Genomic DNA, 18346 nt, shown 5'->3' on the forward strand with positions numbered 1-18346 from the left:
GATAACGTTGTTCGTCCATAGCTACGGCGGTGCGGGTGTACAACAAGTTTGATAAACGAGGAACCACCCAGAGAGCGGTGGTTTTATTTGGGCGCGTTATAGGTCCTGTTATCAAAGGCGTTAGCTGCCTTAAGTTTGAGTGAAAATGGAAAAATTTGGCCTAGCTCTTCTCATCTATGGAATTGCTCGCTCGGTGATTTTTAACCTTGTGGGCGTAGCTCGAAGTCTTTGGGCTTTAACGTGGAAAAGAGTTCCGGGATGCCTAACTTACTGCAACATTGAATCAAGCATCGCAATCCGTGGCGCTAGGCTCTATAAGCTCGAAATATGGTACTCGTATGTTGTCGAAGGTAAGCAATATACCTCGAAGCGATTTGCATTTAACTACTCTGAAAACTCTTTGCTCTCCGTGCACAAGCTAACTCGTTGGCAAGCCCGCAGGCCAAGGAGTTTAAGCGTAAGGGTAAATCCAAAAAATCATGAGCATGCGGTTATCTTTGCTGGTGTTACCGGTTTCCATGTCATTAACTTGTTGCTACCGCTGCTCTCCGGTCCAATGCAATTCGTCGAGCGGCAGCTTATAAGGCAGCTAACAAGTAAATCTTAGGGATGCTAAATAGAGCGCGGCTGCGCCGCATTTATCACCCCAAATTCAGGCGTTACGTGTTTCTGGAGAGTTGAGTGCTAGGAAAATTATTTGGAAAGAAGAAAGAACCTAAGCAACTTGAAGCAAAGGTTTCAGATATGGAGTTTCTCGGTGATATAGAGGGGAACGGAGTTGATGCATTAAGACTTGAAGTCGGGAAGATTCTTTTGAAATTTCCGCAAGTCAAGAATGCATATTTCTCAAAGCTGAAGTATAAAGGCGAGGAAAAATTCCGTATTGCGCTTGTGATTGATGCTTCTGAAGCATCCAGCAAATTGGGCAAAGATATAGCCGAGCAATGTGCTGGTATATCACCAATGGACGTAATGTTTTCGAATTCTTGTGCAAACGCCTTGCTTAGCGACATTGTGGCCAGTTCCGAGCCTCTTTTTAGCGATGGAAATCTCTTGTTTGAGTGCCCAATTATTGTTTCGCGGGGCACAAATCAGGAAATGCCCCAAGAGTGGAATGGAGCAATTCTTTGTTATTACGTAGCAGCTGCAGATTACGAGTCAGCATTACTTAGAGCCGCTGATGATTTAAAGTCTGACGGCTACAAATATGAAAATGTTCACGATGGCAAGGTTAGTCAGTTAGATCCAGCCGTTTGGTGGGATCAATATGTCATGGAAAAGTGGTCTGAGTACTCTGAACATTTCCCTTCTCAAGAAGATATGCAAGTTTTGGTAGTTACAGGCGGCATGCACAAAGGGCCAGCTTTGGGGTGGGAGAATGAAACAGTCAACACTTAACAAGCGCATGTTGTCGGACTGGTTTTTCGCTGCGCTCCAAACCAGCCCCAAATGCGGGCGTTAGGTTTTTATTCAAATGACACTAAAGATAGAAGGCTACGGTACAGTTGCGATTGCTTTTGCCCTTATGACTGTTGTGGGATGTGGGTACGTGCTTTCTCAGACCTTGCCGGATGCTTTTCAAATGGAGCGCTACGAAAGGGCTTCAGTTCCAGCTTTCGAAATCATTAATGTCGTAATGGGAAATGTTGGCAGAGCCTTGGCGACAATTGCGGCATTTCTGGTACTGGCCAAGAGAAGATCTGCGTTCCCGATTATGGCGGCAGCTTTTATCCTTAGCTTGGCTAACTCTGTTCTATACAGCTATCCCACGTTTGGAGCAGTATTTGCGAATCCTTCAGTTTCCAACATTGCTTGGCACTATGTACCACTGCTTTTTTACGGGCTGTTTCTCATAGTTCTTTTAACAAAGGCTAAGTCGCTCTTGCCAGGGGCGGAACCTAACAATGCAAGTCACTAACTCGTCGCTGCGCTCCTCGGGAACAACGAACACGACGCGGCAAGCCGCTGTCCGTTGCCCGTGCTTGCGGCGTTAGGGCCTTGCCAACCAACATTTAATAAATCAAGGAATAGTTATGATGAAGTACACAGCATTAGCACTTGTGCTCTCGACTCTAATGGGCTGCGCGGCGACGCAATCGGGTAGCGAAACGAAGGCGGGGAATTTTGTTTTAGCCGGCCCAGCGAGTGCAGATGGGGATACTGTGTCAATGCGTTGGCGGTATGGGATGGCGCTCAGCTTCGATGTAAATGAAATCGAAAAAGTAGACTTCGCCTGCAGCCCAATAAACGGCGCGAAATTCTCAAAGGCGGGTTCTGAGTTAAAGGTGCTAAAAAATGGCGTCGTATTGGCCGAGGGGCCCGTGCTTGAAGTGTCAGTTCAATCAACGCCTTGGCTATATGCTGAGTACACGACTAACGCTATTTGTACCGCCAATATGATACTTATAGACGGAACAGAAGCATCACTGGTGGCTCCAGTTAATTTTACGGCAGCGGTAAAAAAGACGACGTTGCAGCAATTCGCTTTGACTCATCAAGTTAACAAGGGTTAGCCTTAACAATGCAAGTCACTAACTCGTCGCTGCGCTCCTCGGGGACAAAGGCCACAGCGCGGCAAGCCGCTGTCCTTTGCCCATGCTTGCGGCGTTAGCACTCAAGGAAGATTATGAGAAAAATTCTACTTTCATTTGTTGTTTCAGTTTTGCTTCTCGGATGCGCTTCAAATGGCCAAGTGCAAGATGCATCAGGGAGCCGATTTAGCCCGTACTGGCAAGCTAAGACAGAAATAGAGAATGTCGAGTTTGATACACTTGTCACTCTTGGAGAAGAGCGTTTGCCTGAGGAGTATCGCCTTACGGAAGATGAACTCAAATTTTTAAAGTCTCCTGATATGATTGAAAGTGTTCATGAAATATATATTCGCAACAATTCCGTCGACGACGTCGTTGTTGAGGTGTTGGCATTTAATGCAAATGGGCATTTCGGTAGTCACAAGGGGCATGAGTACACCGTCAAACCAGGTGAATGGGTAAAGACTGCACCTCATGTCTCGGTGTCATCAATCTATAGTGCAGAGTTGTTCAATTATGGGTTCAAGTGCCTGATTAACGGTGTTGAACACGACGTGAAGGGTAAAACTCGTCGCCTAACCGTTGAAGAACTCGAGCGCTAACAAGCTCAACCAATGCAGTACTTTGTGAATGACAGAGTACAGAAGTTTGATAAGGTCATTTTTGACATTCGAGCACCAGACTTGGCTGAGCGAGAGTTGTCAGGGTGTCGTCTAATGGTTAATTATTGATGGGCGATTTTACTGCTAACAAGAAAAATCGGAGCGCCGCAAATAGACGCGGTTGAGACTCCCTACGCGAGCTCCGGTCGCCCCTGTTTTAGGCGTTATATTCCTTGAGAGATATGCGAGACATCAGCGATATAATCCGAGATCTAGATGAGTTCAAACCTGTCAATGATGACTGGAGTGCTCTCGACCTACTAATCGACGAAGCAATTGAGGCAAACAGCCCTCAGCTAATTACTCCTCTTCTCAGTATTCTTGAGAGAAACCAGTCGCATGACGGGTTTGGAGTATTCTGGTCTATTGTCCATGGGCTGGAGAGCATGGACGGATATGAAGCTGAGCTAAAAAATTCCGTCCTACGCAAGCCACATGAACTAAGCGTTGTAATGCTTAATCGCCTTGTGAATTCGAGTGTTTCTGACATTGCCGGAACCCCGATAAATGCTCTGATTGAGCAAGTGGCTATGGATGTGAATGTCCCAGAAGACATAAGAGAGACTGCCAAAGATCTTCTTGATGATTAGTGTTTCGGAATGTACAAGCAAATTAACTAGGCATTCGTCGCTGCGCTTCTCGCGGGGATAAATGCCACGACGCGGCGAGCCGCTGACTTTTGCCCGTGGCGTTAAGTGCACAAATGAATATGGAACTAGACAACGAAACTTGGCTAATTGAGTTCGGTGATGATGTAATCGAAAAGAAAGCCGAACTCGGAATTGAGGCTCTGACTGACTACGAAAAAGTAGTGTACTGTTTCTGGGTCATTGATTACTCGATTAGAAACTCAGGCACACTAGATGCGATCGAAGATATCTATCCTGAAGCTATATCTGAGTTTGAGGCTTTAGCCGGTAAGAATCATTGGTTGTCAAAGTTCAACATCAAGGAAGTTAGCAGCAGTGAGGAAGCGTACTACCGTAATTTTGAGGTTTTTTGCAGTGAATTACGTTCAGTTCAAACCCGTATTTAATAAGTCAAAGCACGCGGACCTGGCATAGTTGTCATCTTTTTTATAAAAAAGCCGCTAACTTGCTCCCTGTTTTAGGCGTTATGAGTATCATGAATTTTAAGTACTTTAGAGATCCCGACAATTTTGCTTTTAAAACAGACGAGCCAATGAAGTGTTCAGTTTGTGGCATGCTTGGTGTCTGGTTTGATGCTGGTGGATTCTACGGTATCGACGAAATCGAATGCATCTGTGATGATTGCTTAGCTGCGGGAAAGCTCAAAGCACTTGAGATCGAGGCTAATGAAGCTTTTGGTGGCAGTGCTGAAGAGATTGAAGAGATTGAAGAGATTATCTTTGCTACGCCTGCGCTTCCAACATGGCAAGGCTGTGTTTGGCCTTATGTGGATGGAAGCTTTTGTGTATTCGAACGAATAGCGTCAAAGCAGGATTTTGATAGTAAAGAAGAGTTTAAAAGGGCCTTCTCTAATAAAGTCGCTGAACAATCTGATTTGGAGTGGTTGTGGCAAACCCTTCCCGAAAAAACGGTTGAGAACTATCAGCAAGGCGGTGATGTCACAGTTTACTTGTTCTCAAATAATGGAGCTAAGTACTGTACCTGGGATGCTAACTAATACTCATAACAAACAAATTAACCAAAGCACTCGTCGCTCCACTCCTTAGCTTAGCCTGCTCAAGCCAACCCATGGTTGGGGCATTATATTTTCAAAAATCTGGGCGTTAGTTTTACTCGTGCTCTCTCTAGTTTAAGGATTAAATAGAGCTGTTATGACCAAGAGTTTCTACTTTTCTTCGGCAGTCACATCGTTAAGCCTGTTGTTGATATCTGGGCTATTTAGCTTGGGCTTTTTGGGCGTTGATAGTGGCATTGGAGTCATCTGGTATTGCACATTGTTTACGAGCTTTATTTTGTGGGGAATGGGGTGGCTTTTGATTGTCAGGTTGCTAGGCGTTGACAATGTTTATATATCCATACCATTTTTGCTTTTTATCAATATCACAGTGATGCTTTTACTACTAATGCCATCCGTTATTTTTATCGCTGGAATTTTTAACGAGTGGCTGGCTCTGCTGTTTGGTGCGATGGCTTTTGGTGGTTTTCTCATTCCAGTGATTACAAAGTTAAGCAAACGGAATTGGTATATAAAGGATGCTATTTCAAGAGGGCGATTTTCTATCTCGGCGTCAACATCAATCCGATTTGATCCTGAAGTTGAATATAGTATTTGGAAATTAGCGGTAAATGAAAATTCTAACGTGTCAGGGAAAATTAGTAAGATTGCCATGGGGCTGATTCTACCTGTTTCAATAGCATTTTCCCCTCTCGCAGCAGACTCTTTGTGGTTTGCGTTTATCTCGTTGTTCTCACTCTATTTTGCTTATGCTGCATCAATCTTTATTCGTTTGCCCTTGCTTGATAGCCTGACCCTTCTCAGTTTTCGTAGGAACATAGATTATGGAAAACAAAGTGGCCACGAGCTATGAAAATATAACAAACGCATCAAGTCGCTCGCAGGCTCATTTGGGCAACAAAACTACACGGCATTTTGGTTTTGTGCTGTTTATTGGCCGAATAGCAGAAATTCTTGTTTAGACGGGCTGGTAGGCTTCAGCTTATGCTGTGCTTAGTCGAAGTAATCGTATGGAGCTTTTAGTTTCCAAATGACGGCCTTAGTCACGCCGGAATCGTCGACGATCTCTCCCGCAATCACATTATTTTCATTAATAGCGTAAGCAGCACCTTGATTGTCATTGGTTGGTAGTAGATGCATCACTTTAGATGCGAAATTTAGATAAAACGGCAGACGGAGAGCATCAGCATTATCAGCTTCACCTATGATGCGTTGCTGAGCATTGATGTCATGAGCGATACTGCTCGCGCCGCCCAGCGTGCCTAAACGTACCGCTCCGGTAGAGGTAAATAGTGCTGCAATTTTGTGTACGGGACCGGGAGGTTCGCTGTGGATCCAACCCACTACATCTCCGGTGTCATTAAGTCCAAGTGCTTCACTCCACGAAAGATCATGCTGAGGGAGGTGAGTCAGTATCTCATTTTCCCAGATAAACGCTCGAGTAGCAGATTGGTCTTGCCCCACAACAGTACCTGATTGATTTATCGCATTGGCTGCTCGTGGCAAGAAGTGAGTTACTAAAGGGGCGGGTTCTAGGTTGTTTTTCCAAATAACAGCGGTTGTCATAACTGAACCGATTATCCAGTTATCGTTATTAATTGCTGTGGCTTCCCCAAACGCCTCATCAGCAAGCTCGTCGTAAAGATCGATGATATAACCGTTACGCCAAACGACAGGATGATAATTACCATTTGAGTCCTGACTTCTCCCGACGACAGCACCTCTGTCATTGATGCCAAGTGCAGCACTGTTGAGGCCACCATCTAATGGCCCCAAATCAATCATGGTATTGTCGCGATAAAGGAAGCCATGAATAGATCCAGACTCGGTGTCTGCAATACCAACCACTTCGTTATTCACATTGATGTCACGGGCTGAACTGAAGCTCCCGCCGGGTAGCGTGCCAAGCTCAATGACTTCATAATGTCCAGCGCACCCTGCGGCAAACATCAAACATAGTAGCAGCGGCAGATACCAAGACAGTTCCCTCTGAGGGATTATCATCGTTGACTCTCAAGTTAAGTGACAAAGAACAAACGTATAGATGTAAGGTAGCAGTATTCCATTTAGTGTGCTTTTGAGGGCGCGGCTGCTGTTAGGATATTTCGCTGGCATTGCTGCTGTGGCGCAGCAGTCCTTGGCCGAGCTGAGTGTTTAAACGGTTTGGTGACTGTCTCTTCGCATCTTATTTGTTGCTAGGTAATGACTCAACGAAAGGAAGTAGATGAAATTCAAAATTGAGAAACCAGAGCACTTATATGCCAAGTGCAGCTCAAACGGCATCACAATATCTTTTATTTTCAATGGTACAAAAACAGGGCATTGTGGCGGTTGCACGTTAACCACTGGTTTGGGGGCGTATAACGGGGTGCCGGGCAAAAACACCTTAACCTTGAAGTTCGATTCCTGGCAAAGCGGTGCTGACATTGACTTCAAAATTGCGCTTGTTAATGCGCCCAGCTTAGCCGACGTTGATGCAGGTAAGGTGCTTCACGTATGGACTGAGAAAGATTTTGCCAGCCAGCCAGATCAGGAAGAGATTGAACTCATATTAGAGTGTGATGGCTACTTCCCGACGTTGGCGCCCTTTATTGCTAAGTATGAAAGTATTAATCGGGTCCTATTCAGTGATGTACCAGAAGCAATTTTTGAGCACGTAGTGCAGCAAAAAACTGATCAGCTTAAAGAGGAGCTACAGCAGTTTAGTGATGAAGCGGAAGCTAAAGACTTCCTTAATCAAACCATTGAAGAGGTGAGTTCCTACGTTGGCGGAACGCTTGAGGAGATGGAATCAGGCCGGTTAGATTGAGCATGGGCTGATTATGCCTTGTGTTGATACTCAAATTATGAGTATTTTCTATGGCTTACTGCATCGCAAGGTCGCAGACTCGGTTCCGCAGGCACTCAATATGTGCCTTGGGTATTTAGAGGGATCCTGCTGTGCGATTTTTAAACAACGTAATTTATCTGCTAATGAGATTAATAGGAAGTTAGATGGAAGGTACAAAATTAGGCGCGTTAATGGATTTAGCGGCCGATGCTCAACGTCTTATTCAACAGGATTATGAACAGATTAATCCCATTGTCGGCGCTCATACGCGGTTAAGAGAGCAGGGTATCCCCGCTGACGCTATGACGATTGACTGTCCCCAGTCAGGAAAGCGTATCGTCGTGATGATACTTGATGCTAATCCTGAGCAGATTATTTGTACTTTTGGCTTCAAAGATAAAGACGCCGACGAGAGTACACTTAAAATAGCTTTTTCTGACATTAAGATGGGAACAATCTATCAATGGATAGAAAGCCATTTTTCTTCAAATTAGCAAGGTTGATCTCAGGGGGGATATATCTGGGGCGTGTAGATCTGTCCTAGCTGCATTCCCCTCGCTCCGTTGTATCCGGAACCGTCAATGTGTGGCTTTGATGATTGCAGTACGGAGGTGAAAGTTCATTTGCATCATGGAGCTGTCAGGCTTGTTTGGGTCGCTTGCCAGTGACAAGCGCCAGTAAAAGATACGCTATATGGAGTAGGCTGCTAACCCTATGCACCCAAAACTCAAAGGACTGATCAAAACCATGTTGCTGGCACTATCCATCCTAAGCATCGGCCTTGTTTTTTTAGCATGGTATTTGGGCTTTTTTGGCCAATCGCTGTTTCCTACCACGCCAAGGGCGGCTTACTTCACGATATCCTCGGGAGAAAACTGGCTGGAAATCCAAACATTTAATAGCGCATTTGCCAGCAATAATCGCCAGCAACGTCATCTATTCCCGCAGTTCCTTATGGGCTATGGTTCGACTGCGGCGGGCAGTCTCACTGGGTATTTTGATCTACCGGAAGGAGAGGTGTTGCCTGATACCATCGTAATCTCTTACCGAATCGCTCCGCTGGATCGTAAAGTGGCAGAGGCGTTTTTCAGTTCGGGGGAGGGTGACTCATTGGCGCAGTGGGATGCGTTTATAAGCCAGCAGTTAAATCTTCAACGTGCTGAATATCAGAGCTTCAATTTAAGCCTCATGCAGTACAAAGATGACTTGGCGTACCAGGCATCAGCCAAAGATGGACGGCAGTTGTTGCTCCTCAATATCCGCTTTCAGGCTGATGGCCAGCCGCTGCTTAATTTCAGTAATACCTATCAAAACATGGATCCCCGCTGGATGCACTGACGCCAGAGCGCTAAATCGCTTGGGCTTAGCTTGCAAATACCAAGCGATGCCTGTGCTACGAGCACGGAACAGTATGAAAGTGAAAATGTTAATTTAAAGGTGTGAATTTTGAAATAATGTAATTAAAAAGTTGTACGTAATTATGTATTATGACTAAAAACGTCACAACTAAATCGAAGATGAACAAAAAATCACCGCTTTCTCGCAGCCAATTTCTTGGTTGTATTTTTTTTATAAGTCAGTTGTTTTTTTGGGTGCCTAATGCACTGGCGATAGTCACCTTAGACGCAGAAGTAAAAGTGTCTGATAAAGGCTTGTATTTTGATGGTGTTGATCTTGATTATGAAAATGTAGATAACCCTGATACTGGTGAAAAGTACGACTACTTCTTCGGTCGTAGTATCTCTGCTCACGGAGATGCGGTGAAAACGTATAAACATTATGTTTTCATGACGTGGTACCGCGGAGGGAAATACGACCGCCATGTTATGTTGTCACGTTACAATACCCTTACTAGAACATTAAAATCAATTGAGTTCCCTCATCAACACACCGGTTTCAGAGGTAATCCATTAGTTGGTGAGTCACATAACACCATTGGGCTTGCGGTGAGTCCCGTTAATGGGACTATTCACATGGTTTATGACATGCATGCTTATGATGATAATAACCATGATGGCAAATTTAGAGATGATTTTTTCCGTTATTCATACAGTATTCCTGGTACCGCTGAAGTTAGTGATGACCAATTTACTTTAGATAGATTTGTAAAAGACACCAGCCCGGTCAGCCAAGGCGATGATGATTATAAACACTTAACCATGACCGGTGACCTAGCAGACAAAAGTAACTTCGCCCGGTTAACATACCCTAAATTTTTTACCAATACAGACGGCACCTTACTACTCTACATGCGCTTGGGTGGTAACAATAATGGTGCGTATGTTTTTAATCGCTATGACGCAGCCAGCCAAAAATGGTCAAGGTTTACAAACTTCAATCTTAATAATCAAATCAGCCATGGTAATCATGAGAACTGGGGCTTATATGGTGATATGAAGTATGTAAATGGCAAACTTCGTGTCGGATTTCAAAAGCGAAGTGGTGATAATACAGATAAATACCAGTATCAGAATGGTGTTTACTATGCTTACTCTGATCATCCAGAGGGTTTTGGTTCTTGGAAAACTCATGATGGTAAGTCAATGACATGGCCATTAGTGGATGCAGATGAAATTAAAATATTTGAGCCAGGTGATTATTTTAATCACGATGAAGCTAACTCCATATATATTGTTGATAAGTTTGATTGGACTGTAACTGAAAAGGGTGATTTGCATATTGTCAGCAAAGCAAGATCTTCAAACAAGTCTCGCCCAGATTATCAAGAGATTAACTTTCACTCCTATAAGCCTGCTGGTGAAGATGAGTTTATCATCAGTACCGACTTTGTCGGTGCCGATGGGATTTATACTTCAGGCGATAATATTTACATTATTGGCTTAAATAATGGTCGCCCTTATGTAGAGAAAGCACAAGGTGGCACCAATGAGTTTACCCGAATATATGAATCAAACAGTGGTTTAAGCTTTAACCATGGCACCATTTTTATTGATAAAGGCAAGCTGTATTACTTCTTAATGCAACGAGGTAGTGGCAACTCTAACCCTCTTTATCTGCAGATCATAGATTTAGATATTGATCATGGTGGCCCAGCAGGGTTCGATTTTAGTGCTAATGAACAACAGACTGTCGTCGTTTCGGGGGTGATGGATATTGCTTATGGCACCCAAGGGCAGTTTAATTATTTATATGGTCAAACTGAAAATGTCGTTTGCGACACGAGTCAGTTTGGTGACCCTTTCCCACAAAAACAAAAGCGTTGTTACACTCGTACGGTATCAGATCCTAGTGTCCAGGTTGATATCAATACCAGTGCTAGCACGCTAATGGCTGGTTATGATCAATTGCTTATTGAGGTCGAAGCTCAGAGTGGCATTGTTGATGGTCAAGTCGTTAATACCTCACTGTACATTAATGATCAGTTCATTCGTAAAGAGGCTGTTGCGCCCTATTTATGGGGTGACCAAGGCCGTGATGAATTATTGGGCCTTAGTGTTGGCGAACATACAGTTAAAGTTGTTGCAATAGACGATAAAGGTTTTACCGGTGAAGCGACGTTGTTGATTAATGTTGTTCCACCATCATATGAGCTAAACGAGCAACATTACTTTGATGGCAACGAAACTGAGATTTCATTTGCTCATCCATTTTCTTTAGGTAATCAGTCTTTTGGGTTTGAAGCGAATGTGCGTCCTTTATCTAATAATGGCGTTATATTTGAATACTTTGATAACCAAGTTGGTTATCAAGTGGGATTAAATAATGGCAAGGTTATCGCCGCTATAATCAACGAAAGCGGGCAGGTTAACTTTTTGTCTTCAACCTCTTCGGCGTCATTAGGGCATTGGAGCCATATTTATGTTAATTATGATCATGGTGAAGAAACGCTGTCGTTATATTTTAATGGCGTACTTGAAGCTCAAAAAAATGTAAACAAAATCACCTCGACCACGGCTGGGAATGCGTATGTTGGTCAATCTAAATCGCATTTCTCAAATACCACGCCATATAGTGGAATGATTGATGACCTTCTGGTGGTTAGAGTTAATAAGCTGGCGCAAGAAGTTGAAGCTAGCTATACCCAGAGCCGTAAAATTCCATCTGATCAATCATCTTTAGATACAGATAATGATGGCACTATCGACCTATATGATGCGTTTCCACTCGATGCTACGGAAACATCAGACACTGATTCTGATGGCGTTGGCGACAATAGTGATGTCGACATTGATGGTGACGGCGTTGACAATGAAGATGATGCATTCCCATTTGATAGAGACGAAACTCACGACAGTGATAACGACGGTATAGGCGATAATGCGGATGTGTTTCCGAATGATCCTGATGAATCAGCAGATGCTGATGCGGATGGTGTAGGGGACAATTATGATGCATTGCCTTTTAATCCAGAGGAAAGCCTGGATATAGATAGTGATGGATGGGGAAATATTCAGGATGAACTTCCCCTGTCCCAGTTTTTTCACCGCAACAATAATATATTGCGTAACTCAGATGCAGAGCAAGATGCCGATTATTGGGATTCAGCTGAACCAAATGGTAGCAGTGCAGATATCACAAGTGCTGAATCGTACACCGGTCAGCACAGCTTCCAGCTAACTAACAATTCTGAAGGCGATGCCGTTAGTTGGAAGTCAAACTTGATCAATCTTTCGCCTAGTACGAGGGTGTTAAATCTATCTGGCTGGGTAAAACGCAGTACAAGTTCTATTGATGAAGCGCAGGTGTGGTTACGCACTGAGCAGCTAGATGACAATAGAAAATTCTTTATATCAACCATTACTTTTGAAGGTAATGATTGGCAATTCTTTAGTTTTGATTATGAGCACACAGAAGATATTGGGACTATATCGTTTGTTAGATTGCAATTAGAACAGTCTGGTACTGTGTGGTTCGATAATTTAAGCCTAAATGTGCTCACGTCGGCTGATAACGACCTTGATGGTATTGATGACGCGATAGATTCAGACGATGACAATGATGGATATCTAGACGGAGAAGATCCTGCGCCTTTCGACGGCAGCATTGGACCATTTACTGATGATGACTCCGATGGGATTTTAGACGGTTTGGATAACTGCGTACTCATAGCTAATCCAAACCAGGCCAACTTTGACAACGACAGCGAAGGCGATCTCTGTGATTTGGATGATGATAATGATGGCGTGCCGGATACTGAAGATTTAGATCCATTCAATGCCAGTATTGGTCGAGTTGCTGATAGCGATGCCGACGGCATTTCAGATGACGTGGATAACTGTGTCGCCACTGCTAATCCAAGCCAAGTGAACTTTGACAACGACAGCGAAGGTGATGCCTGTGACTTGGATGATGATAACGACGGTGTGCCTGACGCGTATGAGTTACAACATGGCTTAGATCCATACAACAGTGCCGATGCTGAGCAAGATCTGGATAATGACGGTGTCAGTAATATTGATGAGTTTTTACAAGGATCGGACATTGCTAAGGACGACGTATTACCAATATTGACCCCACCAAAGAATATACAAGTTGACTCTACTGGTCCGCTAACTCCCGTTGATTTAGGTGTTGCGACAGCATTTGATGAGAAAGACGGTGTCATCGTGCCACAAGTGGACAATGCTGGCCCCTTTATTCCTGGGCGTCATATCGTTACTTGGTCTGCAACGGATATAACCGGAAATAAAGCGCAAGTAGAGCAAATTGTTGATGTTGTTCCTATGGTTAACTTCTGGGCATCGCAAATTATTGATGAGGGGAGCGTAGCCGAACTCACTGTTACTTTGAATGGGACGCCGATTGATTACCCTGTCACCATTCCCCTTCGGATCAGAGGAACAGCAGAGAGCAGCGAAGATTTTATCGCCACTGCCAATGAAATTGTCATTGATTCTGGTACTTCTAAAACTCTACTAATATCGTCTGTTGCTGATGATATCTGGGAAGGTGAAGAAACGATAGAATTCACGATGCAAAACCCTATCAATGCAGCCTTAGGGAGTATAAATACTCATACAATCACGCTGACAGAAGAGAACATTGCACCACAAGTTAGTATATATGTAAGCCAAAATGATACCCCTGCAACCACGGTGTATACCGATTCGGGCCAAGTCGTTATTAGTGCGAAGGTTGTTGACCCTAATCCAGATGATTTACATTATTACGACTGGAGTTTGACTGATAATCGTATTGCTCCTCTGATTGTTGATGAAGCTGAGTTTAGTCTAGATCTACAATCAATAGAATCTGGATTGTACTACGTGGCGGTCAGTGTTGAAGATGACGTTGTTCCTCCTTTGTCTGCAAGTACACAGTCATTGATACGTGTTGCTAAACAGTCTCCTCAGTTAAGTGAGGAACAAGATAGTGATGGTGATGGAATTGCTGACTCAGAAGAGGGTTTTGGGGACCGTGACGGCGACCGTATTCAAGATTATTTAGACGCCACTAACGATGCGAGTTTATTGCCAACAGGAATAAATGACGCGATGATTATAGGCCAAAGCCACGCTAAACTGTTACTTGGTAATATTGCTTTTTCTACTGGAAAAAATAAGGCTTCAGTCACATTAGAAGAGCTATCAGAATTTGCAGACCAAATGATTGCTAATAGGGCAACAGCCAGGGCTATAGGCGCTCAAGCGTCACTAGATCAGTATGTAAATGGTATTTTCGACTTTTTAGTGACTCACTCTAGTACAACGTCCACGATTGATGTCGTGATCCCGCAGACGGCGACTATACCTGATGGCGCGTTATATCGTCACTATCAACGCGGCTGGCAGGATTTTATTATTGACGATCAAAATATCCTAATGTCAGCGCCAGGTGAACTAGGCGTGTGTCCAGCTCCTGGACATAAAAGTTATCAATTAGGTCTAAATTCAGGTGACTACTGTATTCAGTTATCTATTGAAGATGGTGGATTAAATGATGCCGACGGGGTGATGAACGGAATAGTTGAGCATACTGGTGGTATTGCGATGACCACATTACCGGCTCCTAACTTACAAGTCACAAACGTCCCAGTAACTGAGCGTGATTTTTCATCCGGTGATGGCGAAAAAGTGGTATTAGCTTTTAAGCTTGTCAATGATTCAACTGACGTTGTGTTAAACCAGTTAACCTTTGCTGCTAGCGGCGAGTTAAACGATGTAACAGAGATTATCGGCGTAAGCTTATATCTGGATAAAAACCAAAACGGTATTCCTCAAACTACTGAATTGTTATCTGAAAGTAACTACAGCATTGATAATGGAGAAATAACATTCGAGTTTAATTCGCCCTATCAATTGGCTGTGGGTGAGTCTCACTTTGTATTGACTTACAAACTGTAAATTAGAGATTTAAGATGAAAGTGTTAAGGTTAAACGGTGTAATAATTTTCGCTTTGATGATGTTGCAAGGTTGCGGTGGGGGCGGCGGTGATTCTGGTGACGATAACACCACACCGATACCTGAAACAGCTGAAAAAACGTTTACGGTAAAATTGATTAATATTGATGCCACACAAGTTAGTAACGGTGAGGCAATTGAGTTAGAAACAGATATGATAAGCAGTACAGGTACGGTAATGGTAAGCCAATAAATTTATATTATCAGTTTTTAAAAGCTGTTTAGGATGATGGCAATATCGCTTTTTGAAACAGCCTCTGACTGTATACCCACCTGACACGGCTACCAATTCACTCTGGCTTTGTGCTGTTTGCTGCGCCTCTGAAGGGTTTCAGAGGCGTATGTTTAGAGTGTAGGAGTGCGTGCCCCGAGCGTTTCGAACTTCCCTCTCAAGAATCGCAGCATAACTGAGCAAGGCGTTAGCACCTGCCCAAATTGCGCCTTCTGATGAATGCACACCATGCCAACAGTAAGCCGATACCATAGCTGATGCTACCGCCACCGCTAGCGTCTGTTGCTTCAGGCTCAGACTCCGGTGCTTGCTCTGGCTCCGTCTCAGGCTCTGGTTGCGGCTCAGGCTCTGGTTGCGGCTCAGGCTCTGGTTGTGGCTCAGGCTCTGGTTGTGGCTCAGGCTCTGGTTGTGGCTCAGGCTCTGGTTGTGGCTCAGGCTCTGGTTGCGGCTCAGGCTCTGGTTGCGGCTCAGGCTCTGGTTGCGGCTCAGGCTCTGGTTGTGGCTCAGGCTCTGGTTGTGGCTCAGGCTCTGGTTGTGGCTCAGGCTCAGGCTCAGGCTCTGGTTCAGTTGTCTTATCTTTGATTGTCAGCGCGACCGTGTTGTCGGTGCCGGGGGTCGCATTCTCAACGTTTGTTATGGCGATGTTCAGTGTTTCATCCCCCTCAATCAGTTCATCTGAAAGTAGTGTGACGGTGAAGCTGACTTCGGTGCCATCGCTAATAACAACACTGCCATCAGTGATGTTGTGGTCCTGATGATCAGCGGTGCCGTTGAGGGTGTATGACACGGTGACGGGGTAATCCTCTGCCTGTTCAGACAGCATCATTTTAATCGTGATATCACTGCCTTCGTCGGCAGTTACACTATCAATGGCAAAGCCATCTACAGCAAAGCTTACTACTGGCAGTTCTTTTACTGGGTCGATGCAATCTTCCCCAGGTAAACCGTAGCAACCGTTACCAGTAGGGCCAAACTCTCTGCTCCAGGTTATGCCTGCCGTCCAGTTGGCATTTTCACCGTCTTTTTCATATGCGCCAACATCGGGCAGCCCGTCGCTGACATCATCTGTAATACCGGCGATGACCCGGCCATAGTCAATCGGCGAGGTGTTTGCTTTCAGGCGGAAGTCACCATTCGCATCATCAACAAAAGGAGACTCTGCGACCGTCAGGTTATTTTGCTTATCTGATTGTGGCTCCCAATCGCTTTTGTCAGAGAGGTTGTTCCAGACACTGACATTTGAGAATGCGGTGCCGTCCTTATGCCATGCCCCCATGGTGACGCTGCCATTCCACAAGGTGTTGTTGTAGATGTTGATGTCAGTGCCGTTCCAGTTGATTTGAATATTGCTCCACTCGGTATTCCAGATCACGTTGTGGTGAACATCAAAGCCTGACGCATCGTTGTCGAGGTAGATACCAGCCGCTTTGTTTTTAGGGCCGGGTGAAAACGTGTCATGGAGCCAGTTGTGATGGATCTCTGTGTTGCTTGGTCCACCTACGGTGTAGATAAGGCCGCAGTCATCGGCAATTAAATTACTCCGGGAAATATCATTGAAGGCATATTCAGAGTTGGTATTGAATGCCTGAATCGCGTCTCTGCCAGCCCGTGTAATGGTGTTATTCAGTACCTTAGTGTTGTTACCACTGCGGGCGTTGATGATGGCGTCGTAATTACCAAGGTAGTTAAAGTCATGAATATAGGAGTTGATGATCTGTGTGCTTTCGCCGGAGTCGTAGATCCCGGTGCCAGAGCCGAAGCCGATCTCACTCTGTTCAATGATGTTATTGACGGTGTTGCCTTTCCCCCAATCACTGCGAATATTGACGCTTTGGTTATTCGACGAGAAGCCAGAAACGACACCCAAGGTGTAGTTACCATACAAGCTAGTCACACCATAAATATGGTTGTTTGATGCACCGCCAGTGATCTCTATTGAGCCACCAAACACGGCGAGGTTTCGGATCTGGATGTAGCTTCTGCCTGATAGGTCGATGGTTTGTTCACGTTGGCGCATCTGTACTTGGTTTTCAGCTGGCATGGCGCCATCTGGCAGTTGTACATATAGCTTTTGGCTGGCGGCATCAAAGTACCACTCGTTTTGATAATCTAGTGCTTCTTTAATGCCTTGCAGAAAGAAGTCACCGCCATCGGCTGGGGCGTGAAAGGTGCGGATCCATGCCGGGTTTTTATTGAGATCAAAAGAGACGCTTGTGCTGGTATTGCTGGTAATAAAAGCGCGCCAGGTTGTCCAGCCAGAGCCAGGCTTGTCGCCGTAAAAATATAATGACCCGCCTTGAGACCAATCTCCCGCAGGGATGCCGTCTGCATAATCCAGGTGAGCATTAAACTCGACTGAACCGTCGCTGCCACCTGAATTTCTAAGAGTGTCTTGCGTGAACGGATCACCGTCTTCGTTGTTTGGCCAGCGCGCCAGATCCATCGCAGTACTGCCCTGCATGACAAAGTTCGACTGGCCTAAATCCCACGCCACATCCGCCACATATATTTGGCCGGAATCTAATGCCCAGCCGTTCACTGCTTCCATCGCTGTGATAATGACTTTTTCATCTTCATAGGATTGAAAAGTGATAGGGCTTGATTCGGAGCCTGAATGACTGGGACGCAGTGTTTCGTGATAGGTGCCTTCGCGAATGTTAACTACATCACCGGCAACGGCGACATTTGCCGCTTTGGAGAGGGTTAAAAAAGGAGAGTCTAGCGAGCCAATGTTTGCGTCATCACCACTGGGGGAAACAAAGTAATTGGCGGCATTAACGGAGCTAGAAACTGCATATAGAACAAAAATTACCGCTGACCATTTGGCTTGCACAACAGACTCTCATGATTGTTAATAGTATGTTAATTTGACCAAGATATAGCATTTTTTTGTCAGTATCAATCTGTGTTAAAACAATAGTTTATAAGCGTGATCTGTTTAATTTTTGGCTGACGCTTCTACTTGTTAAAACTGACTTCAAGGTAAATGGAACTTAATAGGGTTGAGTTGTGGGCGCGTTGGGACGGGGCGTTCTGACTTCGGACTCGTTACCGCAGGAGATAA

General features: G+C 44.7%; 16 protein-coding genes. 14 read left to right on the forward strand and 2 right to left on the reverse strand.

Features of this window, described 5'->3' with window-relative positions; genetic code table 11:
• Window positions 1–145 precede the first annotated feature (145 nt).
• The 9 genes from EXY25_RS19020 to EXY25_RS14870 all read left to right on the forward strand — a co-directional run bounded on the left by EXY25_RS19020 (window position 146) and on the right by EXY25_RS14870 (window position 5711).
• On the forward strand, window positions 146–607 hold the full coding sequence (locus EXY25_RS19020; protein WP_130567378.1) for a DUF3592 domain-containing protein: 462 nt from the start codon (window positions 146–148) through the stop codon (window positions 605–607).
• Between the two features lie 74 nt (window positions 608–681).
• On the forward strand, window positions 682–1398 hold the full coding sequence (locus EXY25_RS14835; protein WP_130567380.1) for an enhanced serine sensitivity protein SseB C-terminal domain-containing protein: 717 nt from the start codon (window positions 682–684) through the stop codon (window positions 1396–1398).
• Window positions 1399–1474: 76 nt separating this feature from the next.
• On the forward strand, window positions 1475–1918 hold the full coding sequence (locus EXY25_RS14840) for a hypothetical protein (protein ID WP_130567382.1): 444 nt from the start codon (window positions 1475–1477) through the stop codon (window positions 1916–1918).
• 115 nt (window positions 1919–2033) lie between these two features.
• The gene (locus EXY25_RS14845) at window positions 2034–2513 is read left to right on the forward strand and encodes a hypothetical protein (RefSeq protein WP_130567384.1); all 480 of its coding nucleotides are present in this window, start codon (window positions 2034–2036) and stop codon (window positions 2511–2513) included.
• Window positions 2514–2626: 113 nt separating this feature from the next.
• The gene (locus EXY25_RS14850; RefSeq protein ID WP_130567386.1) at window positions 2627–3133 is read left to right on the forward strand and encodes a hypothetical protein; all 507 of its coding nucleotides are present in this window, start codon (window positions 2627–2629) and stop codon (window positions 3131–3133) included.
• A 233-nt stretch (window positions 3134–3366) separates the two neighbouring features.
• Window positions 3367–3783, forward strand: coding sequence for a hypothetical protein (locus tag EXY25_RS14855; protein WP_207232181.1), 417 nt, complete (start codon window positions 3367–3369; stop codon window positions 3781–3783).
• 113 nt (window positions 3784–3896) lie between these two features.
• Entirely contained in the window at window positions 3897–4229 is a 333-nt protein-coding gene (locus EXY25_RS14860) for a hypothetical protein (protein WP_130567389.1), read from the forward strand.
• A gap of 89 nt (window positions 4230–4318) precedes the next feature.
• Window positions 4319–4840, forward strand: coding sequence for a CbrC family protein (locus EXY25_RS14865; RefSeq protein ID WP_165419378.1), 522 nt, complete (start codon window positions 4319–4321; stop codon window positions 4838–4840).
• Window positions 4841–4994: 154 nt separating this feature from the next.
• On the forward strand, window positions 4995–5711 hold the full coding sequence (locus EXY25_RS14870; protein ID WP_130567393.1) for a hypothetical protein: 717 nt from the start codon (window positions 4995–4997) through the stop codon (window positions 5709–5711).
• A 140-nt stretch (window positions 5712–5851) separates the two neighbouring features.
• Here EXY25_RS14870 and EXY25_RS14875 read toward each other — a convergent pair whose 3' ends face one another.
• Window positions 5852–6862, reverse strand: coding sequence for a hypothetical protein (locus EXY25_RS14875; protein ID WP_130567395.1), 1011 nt, complete (start codon window positions 6860–6862; stop codon window positions 5852–5854).
• A 220-nt stretch (window positions 6863–7082) separates the two neighbouring features.
• On the opposite strand from EXY25_RS14875, the gene EXY25_RS14880 reads away from it, so the two are divergent.
• From EXY25_RS14880 to EXY25_RS14900, 5 genes are all read left to right on the forward strand, one after another.
• Window positions 7083–7667 (forward strand): hypothetical protein, encoded by a 585-nt coding sequence (locus EXY25_RS14880; RefSeq protein ID WP_130567396.1) that lies wholly within the window; start codon window positions 7083–7085, stop codon window positions 7665–7667.
• Between the two features lie 185 nt (window positions 7668–7852).
• A complete protein-coding gene (locus EXY25_RS14885) occupies window positions 7853–8182 on the forward strand; it encodes a hypothetical protein (RefSeq protein WP_130567398.1) in 330 nt (109 codons plus the stop codon).
• Window positions 8183–8402: 220 nt separating this feature from the next.
• The gene (locus tag EXY25_RS14890; RefSeq protein WP_130567400.1) at window positions 8403–9026 is read left to right on the forward strand and encodes a hypothetical protein; all 624 of its coding nucleotides are present in this window, start codon (window positions 8403–8405) and stop codon (window positions 9024–9026) included.
• 149 nt (window positions 9027–9175) lie between these two features.
• Window positions 9176–14992, forward strand: coding sequence for a BNR-4 repeat-containing protein (locus tag EXY25_RS14895; protein ID WP_130567402.1), 5817 nt, complete (start codon window positions 9176–9178; stop codon window positions 14990–14992).
• A 14-nt stretch (window positions 14993–15006) separates the two neighbouring features.
• Window positions 15007–15243, forward strand: coding sequence for a hypothetical protein (locus tag EXY25_RS14900; protein WP_130567403.1), 237 nt, complete (start codon window positions 15007–15009; stop codon window positions 15241–15243).
• A 226-nt stretch (window positions 15244–15469) separates the two neighbouring features.
• On the opposite strand, the gene EXY25_RS14910 is transcribed toward EXY25_RS14900, so the two are convergent.
• A complete protein-coding gene (locus EXY25_RS14910; RefSeq protein ID WP_213014114.1) occupies window positions 15470–18115 on the reverse strand; it encodes a right-handed parallel beta-helix repeat-containing protein in 2646 nt (881 codons plus the stop codon).
• Window positions 18116–18346: the final 231 nt, after the last annotated feature.

The sequence above is a fragment of the Corallincola spongiicola genome (genome assembly GCF_004284785.1).
Taxonomy (GTDB): domain Bacteria; phylum Pseudomonadota; class Gammaproteobacteria; order Enterobacterales; family Neiellaceae; genus Corallincola; species Corallincola holothuriorum.